18 protein-coding genes are annotated in these 16396 nt (G+C 44.5%); 11 read left to right on the top strand and 7 right to left on the bottom strand.

Going from position 1 to position 16396, the window contains the following annotated elements:
* Window positions 1-74: 74 nt before the first annotated feature.
* Window positions 75-3650, bottom strand: coding sequence for an EAL domain-containing protein (locus AC3FZD_RS09010; RefSeq protein ID WP_488739812.1), 3576 nt, complete (start codon window positions 3648-3650; stop codon window positions 75-77).
* A gap of 253 nt (window positions 3651-3903) precedes the next feature.
* Between AC3FZD_RS09010 and AC3FZD_RS09005 the strand changes: the two genes are divergently transcribed.
* Complete coding sequence (locus AC3FZD_RS09005; RefSeq protein ID WP_488739811.1) at window positions 3904-4350, top strand: hypothetical protein; 447 nt, start codon at window positions 3904-3906, stop codon at window positions 4348-4350.
* Here AC3FZD_RS09005 and AC3FZD_RS09000 read toward each other — a convergent pair.
* The 3 genes from AC3FZD_RS09000 to upp all read right to left on the bottom strand — a co-directional run bounded on the left by AC3FZD_RS09000 (window position 4347) and on the right by upp (window position 5819).
* Window positions 4347-4631 (bottom strand): YggT family protein, encoded by a 285-nt coding sequence (locus AC3FZD_RS09000; protein WP_488739810.1) that lies wholly within the window; start codon window positions 4629-4631, stop codon window positions 4347-4349. The two genes, AC3FZD_RS09005 and AC3FZD_RS09000, sit on opposite strands and share 4 nt — an antisense overlap.
* Before the next feature lie 144 nt (window positions 4632-4775).
* The gene (locus tag AC3FZD_RS08995; protein WP_488739809.1) at window positions 4776-5084 is read right to left on the bottom strand and encodes a ssl2009 family thylakoid membrane protein; all 309 of its coding nucleotides are present in this window, start codon (window positions 5082-5084) and stop codon (window positions 4776-4778) included.
* Window positions 5085-5168: 84 nt separating this feature from the next.
* A complete protein-coding gene (upp, locus tag AC3FZD_RS08990) occupies window positions 5169-5819 on the bottom strand; it encodes a uracil phosphoribosyltransferase (RefSeq protein ID WP_488739808.1) in 651 nt (216 codons plus the stop codon).
* 80 nt (window positions 5820-5899) lie between these two features.
* On the opposite strand from upp, the gene crtH reads away from it, so the two are divergent.
* The 6 genes from crtH (at window position 5900) to AC3FZD_RS08960 (ending at window position 11652) form a co-directional block, all read left to right on the top strand.
* Window positions 5900-7411, top strand: coding sequence for a carotenoid isomerase (crtH, locus tag AC3FZD_RS08985; protein ID WP_488739807.1), 1512 nt, complete (start codon window positions 5900-5902; stop codon window positions 7409-7411).
* A gap of 162 nt (window positions 7412-7573) precedes the next feature.
* Complete coding sequence (locus AC3FZD_RS08980; protein ID WP_488739806.1) at window positions 7574-8611, top strand: ABC transporter substrate-binding protein; 1038 nt, start codon at window positions 7574-7576, stop codon at window positions 8609-8611.
* An 18-nt stretch (window positions 8612-8629) separates the two neighbouring features.
* Window positions 8630-9391, top strand: a complete 762-nt coding sequence (locus tag AC3FZD_RS08975) for an ABC transporter ATP-binding protein (RefSeq protein ID WP_488739805.1) — start codon at window positions 8630-8632, stop codon at window positions 9389-9391.
* A 3-nt stretch (window positions 9392-9394) separates the two neighbouring features.
* On the top strand, window positions 9395-10195 hold the full coding sequence (locus AC3FZD_RS08970; RefSeq protein WP_488739804.1) for an ABC transporter permease: 801 nt from the start codon (window positions 9395-9397) through the stop codon (window positions 10193-10195).
* Between the two features lie 197 nt (window positions 10196-10392).
* Window positions 10393-10635, top strand: a complete 243-nt coding sequence (locus tag AC3FZD_RS08965; protein WP_488739803.1) for a hypothetical protein — start codon at window positions 10393-10395, stop codon at window positions 10633-10635.
* A gap of 129 nt (window positions 10636-10764) precedes the next feature.
* Window positions 10765-11652 carry a PEP-CTERM sorting domain-containing protein gene (locus AC3FZD_RS08960; RefSeq protein ID WP_488739802.1) on the top strand — a complete coding sequence of 296 codons (888 nt, stop codon included), beginning with the start codon at window positions 10765-10767 and terminating at the stop codon, window positions 11650-11652.
* 100 nt (window positions 11653-11752) lie between these two features.
* On the opposite strand, the gene ispF is transcribed toward AC3FZD_RS08960, so the two are convergent.
* Both ispF and AC3FZD_RS08950 read right to left on the bottom strand, forming a co-directional pair.
* Entirely contained in the window at window positions 11753-12232 is a 480-nt protein-coding gene (gene ispF, locus AC3FZD_RS08955) for a 2-C-methyl-D-erythritol 2,4-cyclodiphosphate synthase (RefSeq protein WP_488739801.1), read from the bottom strand.
* A 60-nt stretch (window positions 12233-12292) separates the two neighbouring features.
* Complete coding sequence (locus AC3FZD_RS08950; RefSeq protein WP_488739800.1) at window positions 12293-12496, bottom strand: hypothetical protein; 204 nt, start codon at window positions 12494-12496, stop codon at window positions 12293-12295.
* Between the two features lie 357 nt (window positions 12497-12853).
* Between AC3FZD_RS08950 and AC3FZD_RS08945 the strand changes: the two genes are divergently transcribed.
* From AC3FZD_RS08945 to frr, 4 genes are all read left to right on the top strand, one after another.
* Window positions 12854-13933 (top strand): alginate O-acetyltransferase AlgX-related protein, encoded by a 1080-nt coding sequence (locus tag AC3FZD_RS08945; RefSeq protein WP_488739799.1) that lies wholly within the window; start codon window positions 12854-12856, stop codon window positions 13931-13933.
* A 241-nt stretch (window positions 13934-14174) separates the two neighbouring features.
* Window positions 14175-14729, top strand: coding sequence for a redoxin domain-containing protein (locus AC3FZD_RS08940; protein WP_488739798.1), 555 nt, complete (start codon window positions 14175-14177; stop codon window positions 14727-14729).
* A gap of 113 nt (window positions 14730-14842) precedes the next feature.
* Window positions 14843-15571 carry a UMP kinase gene (pyrH, locus tag AC3FZD_RS08935; protein WP_488739797.1) on the top strand — a complete coding sequence of 243 codons (729 nt, stop codon included), beginning with the start codon at window positions 14843-14845 and terminating at the stop codon, window positions 15569-15571.
* Between the two features lie 13 nt (window positions 15572-15584).
* Window positions 15585-16106 carry a ribosome recycling factor gene (gene frr, locus AC3FZD_RS08930; RefSeq protein WP_488740303.1) on the top strand — a complete coding sequence of 174 codons (522 nt, stop codon included), beginning with the start codon at window positions 15585-15587 and terminating at the stop codon, window positions 16104-16106.
* Window positions 16107-16144: 38 nt separating this feature from the next.
* On the opposite strand, the gene AC3FZD_RS08925 is transcribed toward frr, so the two are convergent.
* Window positions 16145-16327, bottom strand: a complete 183-nt coding sequence (locus AC3FZD_RS08925) for a family 2 glycosyl transferase (protein ID WP_488739796.1) — start codon at window positions 16325-16327, stop codon at window positions 16145-16147.
* Between the last annotated feature and the right edge of the window lie 69 nt (window positions 16328-16396).

Raw genomic sequence — 16396 nt, 5'->3', positions numbered from 1 at the left:
GGAAAATAATCCCATTGGGGTTGTGTTTAATATACTCTCTCATCCTCCAGTTCTGGTAGGGGGGATAGGCATCATTAGGGCACAGAGCAACCGCAACATGACCAATTGATGGCTTGCTGAAAATTAGGATCTTCGAGTAAGGCAGTCGCCAACGAGGGAATTAGGGGTCGGGAAAAGAGGTAACCTTGTCCGTATTCACAGCCAAGCTGTTGCAATTTGCAGCATTGGGCTGGGGTTTCGATCCCTTCACACACCAATTGTGCCCCCAGGTTATGGGCTAGGGTGATAATGGTTTGTGCGATCGCCTCTTTGCTAGAATCGGTTTCAATGCCATCTACAAATGCGCGATCAATTTTAATCAGGTCTAGGGGCAGTTGATGCAAGCGACTGAGGGAGGAGTACCCCGTGCCAAAATCATCAATGGACAGTTGCACGCCTAATGCTTTGAGTTGATGCAAGATGGATGCATCAAATTGAGACGTTTCCAGAAAGCTGGTTTCAGTAATCTCTAAATTTAAGCACTGACCCGGAATTTGGTGCGATCGCAACAATTTGTCAATTTGCTCCACCAAGTTAACCTGTTTCAGTTGCAATAAGGACAGATTCACATTCAACACAATATGTAACCCTTGGGGAATCTGCGATCGCCATTGCTCCAATTGACGGCAGCTTTGCTCTAATACCCACCATCCCAAGGTGCTAATTAAGCCAATTTCTTCCGCCACGGGAATAAATTCCCCTGGTGAAATCCATCCCTTCTTAGAATGCTGCCATCTCAACAACACCTCAAAGCCCTTTAACCCTCCTGTCTTCAAAGAGATCACCGGTTGATAGCATAGAGATAACTCTTCTAACTCTAGGGCACGAGTGAGATCATGTTCTAACTGCAATCGAGCTAAGGCGCGGGGATGCATCACCTTTTCAAAGCACACAAACCGCCCTCCCCCTTGGGCTTTTGCCTGATACATAGCTAGATCTGCATCTCGTAATAATTCTTCCGGTGAGTGATAATCCTGATGACCAAAGGTAATCCCAATACTTGCCCCCAAGGAAAACTCGTAATCTCCCATGCGAAACGGAATCCGCATCAGGGAAACTAACTTTTCTGCTGTGGCGATCGCCTCTTGAGGATCGTTGAGCGCCGTTAATAACACCGCAAATTCATCCCCCCCAAATCGGGCTAAGGTATCTTTCGGAATATCCCGATCCAGGTTACAGTACGGCCCTGCATGAATCCCACTCAAAGAAGTTTGCAATCTTTGGGCGACCTGTTTTAACAAATCATCGCCCACCAAATGCCCCAAACTATCATTAATAATCTTAAACCGGTCTAAATCAATAAATAAAATGGCATATAAACCCGTCTCTTTCCGTTGATAAGTATCGATCACCTGCTCCAGATGATCGATAAACCAAGCTCGATTTTTTAAGCCCGTCAATTTATCATGGTAGGCATCATAATGCAGTTGCTCCTCTGCATGACGACGGGCAGTAATATCTTCTACTGTTCCCTCATAATACAGGACTTTTCCCTCTTCATCTAAAACTGCTCTTTGAGTCTCTGAAACCCAAATGATTTCACCATCTCGTCGATAAACTTCTGATTCAAAATCATAAACAATTCCCTGTTTTTGCGTCAGTTCTTTAAGCTTTTGGCGACGATTTGGGTCAACATAAAGTTGCTTCTCAATATCTGTCAAAGACTCAATCAAAGACTCTGGACTATCATATCCATACAGATGAGCGAGAAAAGCATTAGCACTTAAATACCCCCCTTCTGGGGTACTTTGAAAAATACCTTGACTAATGTTTTCAAATATGCTTCTATATTTCAGCTCACTTTCGCGCAGGGCAAGTTCTGCTTCTTGGCGTTTGATTTCCTGCTGATGGGCTGTAATAAAGCGAGAAATATCCTTAGCCATTAACTCAATCATTTCACGATCCGTTTCAGTAAATGGTGGATCGTGAACTTCTGAAGAGAGGAAACTGAGAACACCATAAATTTTATCTTCCACTATAATTGGAGTGCCTAAGTAGGATTCTAGATGTAATTTTTTATAAGGAGGGCATTCTCGCAGTTGGGGATATTCCTGAATTTTGCTGCAACTAATGGTTCGTTGGTGATAAACGACTTCTGAACAGTAAGTATCGGATAGATTAAAACACATTCCCGGTTGGAGTTGGGGAAATTCACTTTGAACAAACTCTAGGCAAATAATCTGTTGATTGAGGTTAGCAATAAATCCTGTCTTCAGTCCAAAAAGTTCACATCCTGCCTGTAAATAAGCCGCAAATAGTTCCTCAAAATTATTATAGTTACCGGTACTGAGGCGATGGAGATATTTTAGCCGGGTACTAAATTCAGAAAGTTTGTTTGCTTGCTGGTAACGTTCGTTTAAATCTAAATCAACACAGTATAGCTCCGGTTCTCCTTGGGCATTGTACAGCAGAACATGACTAGAGAAAATACGGATAAATTTCTGGCGATTATTTTTGACAATTAATTCTCCTGGATTCATGGGAATCCCTTGATTAATCCAGCGATCGTAACCTTGGCGGAGATAGTCGGCTGTTTCTGGAGAAAGAATCAGATCTTCTAAGTTTTTTCCGATCGCCTCTTCCCCTTTGTATCCGTATAAATTCTCACTGGCTTTATTCCAGAAAAACACCTTGAGATCCCGGTCATATCCCTGCACGGGAATTAAAGGCACTTCTTCAAACAAACGCCGGAATCGTTGTTCGCTCTCCCTTAAACTGACTTCACTTTGACAGCGCTCAATGGCAATTCCGGCTAATCGGGTAGCTGATTCCATCAGTTTTTGATGTTGCTCTGTGGGCAAACCTGGAGAGCCAGCATAAAAGCAAAATGTGCCTAAAACTTGATCTTGCAACGAGAAGATTGGAGTTGACCAAGCCGCCTGTAAGCCATAACATAAGGCTAAATCTCTATATTCACTCCATAGGGGATCTGTGGCAATATTTTCTACAATCACCGGTTCTTTGCGATAGGCGGCTGTACCACAAGATCCCGACAATTCGCAAATGGGTATGCCATCAACAGCTTGGTTATAGCTGGGGTCTAAGTGGGGTGCTGCACCCAAGGTTAAACAATTTTTTTGCAGGTCTACGAGCAGAATTGAGCCTAAGAGTTCTGGAGCTTGGCTTTCTAAGGTATGAATCAGTAAGCTGAGAGTTTCCGAGAGGGGGGCATTTTTGGCGATCGCCTCTAGAACCCGTTTTTGCCCATTCAACCACAGTTCATTATACTTGCGATCGCTAATTTCCGTAAGCGTTCCCATCATCCGATAAGAACAATTCTTATTATTCTTAAACACCGTTCCCCGATCGACCACCCAAATATATTGGCCATCACTGCGACGCATACGAAACTCCAATTCATAACTCTTGCCAGTTTCCAAGACTGAATGAATCGTTTCTTGATGCTTTTTTCGATCCTCTGGGTGAATCAAGGATGTGACGATCTCAAAATTAGGTTCGATGCTCTGAGGATCGAGACCAAGCAGCTTATAGAGTTGATCGTTCCATATCACTGCATCAGGTTCCATATCCCAGATCCAAACCCCATCAGTGGTACTTTCCATCATCCAACGTAACTGAGCTTCTTGGATTTCTGTCTGGATTGGCTTCATTCCCCCCATTATCCTCATGATTCCCCCATAGAGATCTATGGCTTAACAGAGTCTTGTCACTTAAAGATAATTAGTTTACCTCTTCAACCAATCAAATCCCATAGTTACTTTGACTATAACTTAAAAACCCCTTCAGATCATTCAGCAAAAATAGGGAGCAAAAACTTTTCGCCCCCACTTAACCCTTGGGCGAGATCCACAATTCAGGGTAAGCTAAAAGATCAAATCGATAACATCAATAACCGATAAACCTATGCGATCGCCTTCTCTACTTCGTTCTGTGCAACTCGCTTTCGTGGCACTGCTCCTCATCTTTACCTCTTGGAGCATCGCCCCTGATGCCTTAGCACTCACCCAAATTCAACTCTCCGATCTCTCCTACGAAACTTGCCCTCCAGAAATGGGCGAAGGAGCCGTCACCAGTGGTGGTTTCTCTCAACCCGCTAACTGCTTTCTCATCCATGGAAAAGCCACCAACCCAACTCGAAAAACCGTTTATGATGCTGATATTTTTGGTCGCGTCTATGATGCCAACCGCAACCCAGTCATGCAAAATCGAACTCGTTTGGGACTCATTGAAGAAGTCCCGCCGGGAGTTAGTGACTTTGAACTGAGAATCTCAGTATCCGCCGATCAACCAACTCCCCTGATTCTAGAGCAATTCAAAGCTGCGGGTTTTGGGGGTCGAGTTCGCCGCTAAAAGCCGAGCGATCCTTGGGCAAAGGAAACCTGAAGACTGGTAAACAGACTGGTTAAAAATTGCAGCAAGAAGATCGCCAAAATCGGCGAAAAGTCTAATCCCCCCAAGGGCGGAATAATCGACCGGAAAATATTCAAATAGGGATCGGTAAGCTGACTCAAGAAAGAAAATGGGGGGTCAAACCAGTTGATACTGGGGAACCAACTTAATAAAACTCGAATAATCAGTAGGACAAAGTAAATTTGACAAAATTGTGCTAGGGTTTGGGCAAGCAAGTACATAGGGATGGTATTCCTCAGAAGTTTACAGGATCGATTGTTTTCTAATGTACCGGATCGCCTCCCCGAAGTGGCAGGGCAATTCCCGAACCGGTTGGAGGAGAGGGGGGGATGGGGAGAGGGGAAAGATTCCCCATTCCCTATTCCCTATTCCCCATTTTCAGAAGAAACCTTATTCATGGTTCCCAGTTGGTCGCGCACATCATCAATGGTTTCATTGAGTTGGGCGATTTTACTTTCTAGGCGGCGACGGGCGGCTTCAATTTCGGCATCGGCTCTAAAATCGAGATCGCTGTTTTTGAGTTGATTGGGAGCATTGCCGTTTAAAAATTCATCCGAGTCCAGGTTATCATTGCGGCGATTGGCTAGAGTTGCCCCTAAAATACCGCCGACAACCCCCCCGACTAGGGAGCCAAGAAAAAATCCAGTGGCAAAGTTGTTATTAGATTGACTCATATGCTATGGGTGAGGTGAAGCTTTATTACTAGGTTAACGGTTATTGGGCATGAATGAGGGATTTTATTGTAGTAGGCTTCGAGGTTAGGTTCCAAAGGTGCGATCTCCCGCATCTCCTAATCCCGGTACAATAAATCCTTGCTGATTCAATTCGGGGTCAATACAAGCGGTATACACCTTGAGGGCGGGATAATTTTGATTGAGCTTTTGTAGGGCTGGAGGCGCAGCTACCACCGAGACAATCCGGACAAACTCTGGATTAATTCCCCGTTGCGTCAGTTCTTGTAAAGCCAAAGTAATGCTCCCTCCAGTCGCTAACATCGGTTCTGGAATTAAAATCCGGGTTTCAGGGGTGAACTCTGGGGGCAGTTTGTTTAGGTAACAACTCGGTTCTAGGGTTTCTTCATCACGAGCCAGACCCAGATGATACACTTTCGCTAAAGGGAGCAGGGCTTGAGAACCTTCTAGCAGCGCCAATCCTGCCCGTAAGATGGGAACCACAGCCACAGGAATTTGTGGATTAACAAGGGTTGCCTCACAAGGAGCTAGGGGGGTTTCCAGGGTAGTTTGGAAGGTGGGCAACCAGTCTCGAACCGCTTCATAGGTGAGCCAGCGTCCCAGTTCCGTCATCGCCGTGCGAAACAGGGCACTAGGAGTTTGGCGATCGCGAGCAACCGCTAACCAATGTTGAATCAGGGGATGGGGAGGGACATGAACGTGCAGTTGAAAAGTCATGGCTGTGTGAGGATAAACCAAACAATAGTTTACAATTTAAAGGTTGGACTTCTAAAATTATTTACCTCCTTTCCTCAGTCATGTCTGTTGAGTCTTCTGCCCCTGATTATGATGTCATTGTGATTGGTTCCGGTATTGGTGGACTCGTCACAGCCACCCAACTCGCTGCTAAAGGCGTTCAAGTTTTAGTATTGGAAAGTTATTTAATTCCAGGGGGAAGTGCGGGCTATTTCGAGCGCAATGGCTATCGGTTTGATGTCGGAGCTTCCATGATTTTTGGCTTCGGGAAACAGGGAACGACTAATTTACTCACTCGCGCCCTGAATGCAGTAGATATGAGTTTAGATACTTATCCCGATCCCGTACAAATCCATTATCATTTACCAGGGGGCTTAGAGCTGAAAGTCCATCGGGAGTATGAGGCATTTATCCAAGAATTGAGCGATCGCTTCCCCCACGAACGAGAAGGCATCCGTAAATTCTATGACGAATGTTGGCGCGTGTTTAACTGCCTCAATGCCATGGAATTACTCTCTTTAGAAGAACCGCGATATTTAATGCGCGTGTTTTTCCAAAATCCCTTAGCCTGTCTGGGTTTAGTCAAATATCTACCGCAAAATGTAGGGGCGATCGCCCGTCGCACCATCCGCGACCCCCAACTGCTCAAATTTATCGACATTGAATGTTATTGTTGGTCAGTCGTCCCCGCCGAACTCACCCCCATGATCAACGCCGGAATGGTCTTTTCCGACCGCCACTATGGAGGTATTAACTATCCCAAAGGTGGAGTCGGACAAATTGCCCAAAAACTCGTTGAAGGACTAGAGAAAAAAGGCAGCAAAATTCTCTACAAATCCAGAGTCAAACAAATTCTCCTAGACAAAAACAAAGCTGTAGGCGTAGAATTAGTCAACGGTAAACGCTACACCGCTCGCCGCGTCGTTTCCAATGCCACTCGCTGGAATACCTTTGAATCGTTACTGCCCTCAGAAACTCTACCCCCAGCCGAACAAAGTTGGCAAGAACGCTACCAAAAATCCCCCAGTTTTGTCAGCCTACATTTAGGGGTTAAAGCATCCGTTTTACCCCAAGGCACAGAATGTCACCATATTTTGCTTGAAGACTGGGAGAAAATGGAATCCTCCCATGGCACAATTTTTGTCTCCATTCCCACCTTACTCGATCCCGATTTAGCCCCTCCCGGTCATCATATTATTCACACCTTTACCCCCAGTTGGATCGACCAGTGGCAAGGATTAACCCCGAAAAAATATGAAGCCCAAAAACAAGAAGTTGCCCACCAAATCATTAACCGCTTAGAAGCCATTTTTCCCGGATTAGAAGAGGGCTTAGACTATGAAGAAGTAGGCACACCCCGCACCCATCGCCGTTTCCTCAACCGCCAAGATGGAACCTATGGCCCCATTCCCAAACGCAAGTTATTAGGATTATTAGGAATGCCTTTTAATCGTACCAGTATCCCTGGATTATATTGTGTTGGGGATAGCACTTTTCCGGGACAAGGCTTAAATGCCGTCGCCTTTTCTGGATTTGCTTGCGCCCACCGCATAGCGGTAGACTTGGGTTTGTAGCTGTTGCTCTCATCCCCATGCTCCCACAGGAGCAGGGGAGAAGGCAAGTTAGACTAAACATCATCCAGAACCTAAAGAAAAAACGCCATCAAAAGATTCAGAAAGCTTATCTTTAAGCGATCGCTATTCAGCGTTTATCCAGCAGATCTTTACCGAAGTCTAATGAAAAAAATCACCCCGATTTCTCGTCGCCATTTCCTACACCTAAGTTCCTTTGGATTAGGTGGTGGTCTATTATCGACCTCCTCATCTCCCTCAACTCAATTAAAATCCTTAGACCCCATAAAATTTGCCCTTGACTGGAAAGCAGAAGGCGAATATGGGGGATTTTACCAAGCATTAGCAACTGGAATTTATCAAGATCATGGCTTAGATGTAACCATCCGCCCAGTCAATCCCCAAACTAATAATACCCAGCTCCTCTTGGGAGGTGTAGTAGACTTTAGTATAGGCGGTTCATTAAACATTTTCCAAGCCATAGAGCAGAACATTCCGTTGGTTACTGTTGCCTCAATGTTTCAGGAAAATATTCAAATTCTGTTAACCCATCCAGGAGTGGGCAATGAATCCCTCGCTGACTTAAAAGGAAAACCCATTTTTATTTCGGCTGCGGCTAGATTTACTTATTGGCCAATTCTGAAACAAAAATATGGATTTACAGATAGTCAAATTCGTCCCTATAATTCTAATATGGCTCCGTTTTTAGCAGATAAAAATTCTGCCCAACAAGGAATTTTAACATCGGAACCTTATAGTATTGAAAAACAAGGGGGATTTAAGCCAGTGATCCATCTCTTGGCAAATGCAGGTTATAATCCCTATTCTTTTACTATTAAGACGACTCGAAACTTCGTTAAAAATTGTCCCGATTTAGTTCATCGGTTTCTGGATGCCTCGATTCGGGGATGGTATAGTTATTTAGACAATCCTCAACCCGCTTATCAGTTGATTAAGCAAGATAATCCAGATATTGATGATGGGTTGTTAAATTATAGTTTCCATAAATTAAAAGAGTATCAAATCCTGACTTCAGGAGAGGCAAAAACATTAGGGATTGGCGCGATGACCGATGAACGTTGGCAGGCTTTTTTCCAGTCTACAGTTGATTTGGGCATGGTAGATGCTGGGGTAGATTATCATCAAGCCTATACCCTAAAGTTTGTCAATAAGGGAGTTGACTATTATCAACCGTCGGTTTAAGCAGGTGAAAAGGGCTTTATGGATACGAAAAAACCGATTATTAAGCTAGAAAATATTGGCAAACGCTTTGATACTGAAAATTGGGCGATCGCCGATCTCAATCTCAACATCTATCCCTCAGAGATTCTTAGCCTTGTCGGGCCGTCAGGATGCGGCAAAAGTACCCTACTGCGCCTCATTTCTGGCTTAACTTCCCTGAGTTCTGGTCGGCTCAATTGGGAAAAATCTGACCCGAATCATCAACTAGCATTTGTGTTTCAAGATGCGGCTTTAATGCCTTGGTCTACGGTTTGGCAGAATGTTTATTTACCCCTCAAACTGGCCGGTGTCCCGAATAAAAATGCCCAGGATAGAATTCAAGAAGCCCTAGAATTAGTCAAATTAGAAAAAGTGTCTCAATCCTATCCCCGGCAATTGTCTGGAGGAATGAAAATGCGGGTTTCCATCGCTAGAGCGTTGGTAAATAATCCCCAAATTTTATTAATGGATGAGCCGTTTGGAGCCTTAGATGATATTACCCGTACCCAGTTAAATGATGAACTGTTGAATTTATGGAGCAAAAAACGCTGGACAATTGTATTTGTCACCCACAATATCTATGAAGCAGTTTATTTATCCCATCGAGTCGTCGTGATGGGAGCTGCACCCGGACGCATTGTTGCTGAAATTGCCATTGATGAACCCTATCCCCGCAATCCCAGTTTTCGGGGGGCGATCGCCTATACTGACTATTATCAACAAGTCGCCACTGCCCTATCCCAAGCCATCACTCCCCCTTAAATCATGCCCGAATTGCGCCGTCTGTTTTCCCTAGAAACCCTAGCCCCCCTCGCTCTAGGAATACTCGTACTCTCGGTTTGGGAGATCTCTGTATCCCTCACCCATACCCCTAGCTACATCCTACCGGGGCCAATTCTGATTTTAAAAACCCTAATTAAAGATGGCTCAATTCTCTTTCCTGCCATGCTCGTTACCCTCAAAATCACCCTCGTTGCTTTTGTTGTCGCCATGGTTTCCGGGGTATCCCTAGCAATGATTATGGCTCAGAGTAAGTGGATTGAAAAAAGTTTATATCCCTATGCCATTATTCTACAAACTATTCCCATAGCGGCGATCGCTCCCCTCATCATTATTTGGATGCGTAATAATACCTTTGCCGCCCTCGTCATCTGTGCCTGGATTATCGCCTTTTTTCCCATCGTCTCCAACACCACCTTCGGACTCAATAGCCTAGATCCCAACTTAAAAGACCTCTTCAAACTTTATAGCGCTTCCCGATGGCAAACCCTACTCTATCTCAGACTACCGAGCGCCCTACCCTACTTCTTCGCCGGATTACGCATTAGCGGTGGACTAGCCCTAATTGGCGCTGTCGTTGCCGAAATTGTCGCCGGTGCAGGGGGAGCCAATTCAGGACTCGCCTACCAAATTCTCCTAGCCAGTTATAACCTGCAAATTCCCCGTATGTTTGCCGCATTATTACTGATCAGTATCTTGGGAATTTTAATTTTTATCCTCTTAAACCGTTTATCAAACCTGATCTTAGGTCAATGGCATGAAAGTTCAAGCTCCTTAGACCGCTAAACTCCGTAATTATCCAGCACAACTCTTAAGAAAAAATAAAAAATCAGGGAAAATACTGGATTTTTCTCCAAAAAATTGCCACAATGTAATATTACTAGGACATAAGTGTAAAAGCTCAAGATCCCTCCATTTTTCCATCAAATCTTCCATAACATCAATGCTTGCGGGGCTTGGAGAAATGCATAGGATCGCTAGGTATGACGATAGCAATGGTGCAGTTCATCTTTTGGGAGATCGAGATTATGATTCGCGAAGTCGTTCAACAAGCCCTCTCTACCGGATATCTGAGCTTGGCCGATGAAGAGCGTTTACGGTCACTCATGCTCAAACCCTATGGTTTAGAAGATCTTCAAGCCTTCTGGAAATTACAGAGGGCAACCATGGAAGGATATGTAAAACAGGAATCCCGTGAGATGAGACAAACCTGCTTAGTCGGTTAAGAATACGCATATCTTCAGGAAAACTTGATCGTGGGGTTGCCAATCTCCGGAAAACTACGGAATCATAGGGTAGATCCCTCTAGATTTCTAGAAATCTGTGTCCCTTAGCTAAACGTTGCACCGATTATCATGAATAAACATCATCTGTTCGTTGGGTTAGCATCTCCCCTAAGTGCGGGTCTGATCCTCGCCACATTTACCTCTATCCCTTCTGAATCTGCCCATGCTGCCACCTTGACTGGTCAGAAATGGGATGGTTCATCGACTAGCTTGACCTGGGATGAAAGCAATGCCGTAACTGGAGGATCGATAATAGAGGGAAATCTGAACTCTTGGGGGGCAGGTTTAAGCGGAGTTTTGAGTAGTAGTCAAACGGTGGGTGGCATTCTCGGCCAAGGATCGGGAACTTTTGTCGATTTGGGACAGAATGGGAATGTGGGCATTATTGAGTTAGATTGGGGCGGTAATCTCCTAGGCAATCAAGAAGGCCATGACCTAGTGGTGTATGAAAATGGAGGGTTTGGAGAGCCGGAAGCCTTTGCTGTTTCGGTTCGCAAAGCTGGAGAAACGGATTTTAGTGAGTATCTCTATCAATTTAGCGACCATTTCTCCCAAACCTATGAAGTGTTTGCCACTGTATTCGATTTAAGTTTATTTGGTTTAGGCTTAGGAGATGCTATTGATGCTATTCGCATTCGTAATCTGGCTCCCAGTGATTGGGTGACGGGGAGTGATGGTCAAGGATTTTTAGGGGGTAGCTATGGAGCTTTGACCCATGCTGGAGGGAGTGGTTTTGATTTAAATAGTAAACTTGATGCTGATATTACTTATGTGGCGGGACTTAATAATGTGTTTGCTGCACCAGCACCAGTCCCCACACCTACACCTACACCTACACCCTCTACTCCACCGGCCTATGAAAGTCCATCTCAGGTTCCTGAACCCTCTGCCCTTCTCGGTTTAGTAGGGGTGGCATTGATGGGTTTAGGAATCCGCGTCAGAGGGCGTAAGCCTTAGTTGGGTGTTGAAACTGGCGATTAATGGAGGGTTGTCAAGGGGCAAGGGGTTTTAGCCCCTTGCGATCGTTTATTGAGTGGGGCATCATAAAGAAACGGTCTTACATTTTCTCCAGAAGGGTGACCGCATAGGCGGCAATCCCTTCTTCTCGACCCACTGGGCCGAGTTTTTCGTTGGTGGTGGCTTTAATGCTGATTTGATCGGGTTGTAGATTTAAGACCTTCGAGAGGCGATCGCCCATTGCCGATAAATGAGGCTTCAGTTTCGGGCGCTCGGCAACGATCACAGAATCAATATTCACCACTTGCCAACCCCGGTCAAGCAGCAAACCATTCACCTGATAGAGGAGTTTCAGGCTATCAGCCCCTTTCCATTGGGGATCGCTGGGGGGGAAATAATGGCCAATGTCTCCTAAGCTTAAGGCTCCGAGCAGGGCATCCATAATCGCATGAGTTAATACATCGGCATCACTATAGCCGACTAATCCAAGTTCATGGGGAATGTTTACCCCTCCCAAAATTAAGGGGCGGTTTGGGCTGAGTTGATGGATGTCATAACCGTTACCGATGCGAATGTTCATGACCATGAGGAAGGCGATCGCCAGCTATTTGCTTCGATCATACCCCAAATTCAGGGGAATCTAGTTGGCAATTCTCAGCCATCCGCGACGAGTCGCGTAGATTAGGCGATCAATCGCCGACCGCTCTTCTTCACTAATCGAGTGTTGCAGCAATACGGATTGCAGTTGTTTGCGGTTTTCCGAGGTTAATTCCCCAGTATGGCAAGCCTGAAACACTAATTCGGCGATATTGAAGCCAGAAGATATAGTAGTAGGTTGAAACATGATGCTATTAAAGTCGAGATTTTAAGAGATTGTCGAAAGAGCTAGAACCTTCAGCACTGGCGCTTTAGACCCTTGATATTATAGTTAGACCTTCGCCGCCGATTCTGAATGTATAAGACTAAGGTAATTCAAAAAAACCCTAGCTTGTGTGAGACTCCTCCAGATTTACCGTGACGTGCATCACACAGAGAAACCCCTCCTTAAAGGATGGCACTTGACAAAAAACACAAAATATAATAGGTAAACTCTCTGTTCCCAAACCTAAGCCTGAAGGCAAGCACCCCGACACCATACTCAGAAGACAATAGGGTAAACTGAGTCTTAGCTTTATAAAATCCTAGGCTCTTTTATACCAGTATGCCCCACCTAAAGACCATCCAGCAATTTTTGAAACAATTCTTGATTATTGCGGTAATTTCATTTATCTTCACCGAAATTGGATTTAGAATTTACAATCAGATTAATCCCAGTTTCATTTTTTATGATAAATCCTATGGTCGTTTTCGGGGAAAACCCTTTTCTAAGCATTATGATTTTACCTTAAATTCCCAAGGATACAAAGATCTAGAATTTGAACCTCAAAAAGCAGAAGGCATCTATAGAATTATCGGCATCGGAGATTCTTTTGCCTTTGGAGTTGTCCCCTATGAAGAAAATTACTACACTTTGGTTGAAGAGCAACTACAAGCGCAAAATAAACCGGTAGAACTCTATAATTTTGGTATTCCTAACCTCAATCCTAAAGATTATCTAGGGGTATTAGTCAATGAAGGACTAAATTACAATCCGGATATGATTATCGTTTCCTTTTTTATGGGGAATGATTTCTTAGATAGCCAAGATCGAAATCTATCTCAACCCCTCTATACTTATTCTTATGTTGTATCATTCTTTAAGTTTTTGTGGGAGATCCAAAAAAGTTATGAAGGGGAGTGGGAACTCCCAGAGAATATGGTTTATGACGATAATATGAAGGTCTTTACTGATGAGAATTATCTCAGTATGCAGATGCGCCGCAGTAAAATTTTTATTAAAAACAATCCTGAATTTGGTCAAACCTTTGACTATGCCATGGATTTTATCAATCAGATGAATGAGATAGCTAAACAGCGCAATATAGAGTTTTTAGTAGTCATTATTCCCGACGAAGTACAAGTGAATAGAGATCTGCAAAATCAAGTCGTTTCGGGTCTTGATATGCAGCCAGAGCAATTTGATTTCTCCTTGCCTAATCGATTGCTTGCAGAAAAACTATCGGCTCTGAATATTGATTACCTAGATTTATTAGAACCCTTTCAACAATCAGGACAAAATACTCGCCTCTATCGTCCCAATGATAGTCACTGGAATATTGCGGGAAATCGATTAGCTGCCACAGAAATTGCTAAAATGATTTTACCCAAGTTATCTGAAGTGAGGACTGCCCCCCAACCTTAATCTATCCGCTCAAATGAGGCGATCGCCTAAAATAGGCGATCAGCCCAGCAGGATGGGTCTTGCCCAACCTAAATTAGGATGTCAATGCGTAAGTTGGATAAAAAGTAGCTACTGTAACATGGATCGAGATGAGCGTTTGTCAATCTTGACCGTTACATCTTAATCTGAAGAATATCTGGTTTACAGAGGATACGGTTTATTGTTAAGTTGTTTGAACAGTTATTTATACAGGTTTTAATTCATGGTTGTCATGGAAGACATGGGAACCCCTATCGGTAGCTATGCCCCAGATTTTGAAGTGCCCGGTGTAGACGATCAAGTGCATCATCTGGCCCGCTATATGGAAAAATATCGGGTGATTGGTGTCGTGTTTATGGGTAACCAATGCCCATATGTGGCCAAAGCAGTTGAGGCTCTCAAGCACCTTCAGCAAGAAGGGGAAGCTCAAGGGGTGACATTGGTAGGGATGAATGGGAATCAGGGTTCCGAGGAGTCGGGGGAGAGTTTGGCGCAAATGAAACAATTTGCCCAAGAGCATCAGCTTAATTTTCCCTATCTGCGAGATGTGACTCAAGATGTGGCTCAATGTTTTGGTGCAACCCAAACTCCGGAAATATTTTTGCTCAATCATGAAGGGAAACTCTGTTATCGTCGGGGTCTGGCAGAGGAGGAGAGAGCCATAGAGAGGTGGATAGAAGATATCCAGGGGGCGATCGCCCAAATGCTCCAAGCACAAGAGGTCACCTATCCCATTCCCTCATGGTTAGTGGGTACTCCCATTCAATGGCGCTCCTGAGCTAAATCCTAGACTTTGAGCAAACCATTCGGGAAGAAGGTCAACATTCTGCTATCTTAGGTGAGAGCAATTCGTACTTAAAATCATCGATCTGGAGATTACAGAGGCTGGCCATGGGGACAGGTTATCAGCGCATATTACTTAAACTCAGTGGTGAGGCCTTAATGGGAAACCTGGCCTATGGCATCGATCCCGCGATCGTGCATAATATAGCCGAACAAGTATCAGAAGTGATATCTAGCGGCGTACAAGTGGCCATTGTCGTAGGTGGAGGAAATATTTTTCGGGGTGTAAAAGGGGCGGCCGCTGGTATGGATCGGGCAACAGCCGACTATATTGGCATGATCGCCACGGTGATGAATGCCATGACCCTACAAGATGCCTTGGAACAAATAAATGTCCCGACAAGGGTACAAACGGCGATCGCCATGCAGGAAGTAGCAGAACCCTATATTCGTCGTCGGGCTATGCGTCACTTGGAAAAGGGACGAGTGGTCATTTTTGGCGCGGGTTCGGGGAATCCTTTCTTTACTACCGATACCACGGCTGCTTTAAGGGCAGCAGAAATCAGTGCAGACGTGATTTTTAAGGCGACTAAAGTGGATGGGGTTTATGATAGCGACCCCAAAACCAATCCAGATGCCAAACGCTATGAGAGCTTAACCTATCAGCATGTTTTGGCCCATGAATTGCAAGTTATGGATAGTACGGCGATCGCTTTGTGTAAAGATAATGATATTCCCATTTTGGTCTTTGACCTGGCGGTGAAAGGCAATATTCGTCGCGCCGTCATGGGAGAGTCAGTTGGAACAGTTGTAGGAGGTTCCTGTGAAATTAAATGATGTTGAAGAGTTAATGCAGAAGGCCGTTGAGTCTACTCGCCATTCTTTTAACACCATTCGGACGGGAAGGGCCAATGCTGCCCTCCTAGACCGAGTAATGGTTGAATATTATGGTATGCCGACTCCTCTCAAATCTCTGGCGAATATTAGTACCCCGGATGCCACTACCATTATGATTCAACCCTACGATAAAGGATCGCTAAGTCTGATTGAAAAGGCTCTTTCTCTATCAGATGTGGGATTAACCCCGAGTAATGATGGCCAGTTGATTCGCTTAAATATTCCTCCTTTAACGGAAGAACGCCGTAAAGATTTGGTTAAACAAGTGGCTAAATTGGCCGAAGAAGGTCGCGTTTCCGTGCGAAATAATCGCCGTCAAGGAATCGATGATACGCGCAAAAAAGAGAAAAATGGAGACATTACCGAAGATGAATCTCGGACTTTACAAGATAAGATTCAAGAGCTAACGGATAAATACATTAAGAAGATTGATGAACTATTAGCTGAAAAAGAGAAAGATATCACCACAGTCTAAGATTGTGGACTCTATAACTCCCCCGCTTACCGACCCGGTTAAGCGGGAACCCCTAAGTTAAACCCAGGCTGGCTCGGACGCACAATATAGGCTACATGCATGGGGTAGCCATAGTTGGCATAGATGAAATCAATATATCTCAGGGCCGTTTCCCGATGGCGATAGGTCTTGAGTAGGGTTTGGTTTCCATTGGCGTATTCAAGGCACACATCCCAAGTCATAATCCTTTTCTCCTTTGGTATCCCGTAAGACTACGATAGGCTTTATGAAGTTTTGATGAAGTCGTCTTT

This window comes from Roseofilum sp. KMC-1, assembly GCF_057802075.1.
Note: the sequence above shows the minus strand (reverse complement) of the source record. Positions and strands in the feature narration are given on the sequence as shown.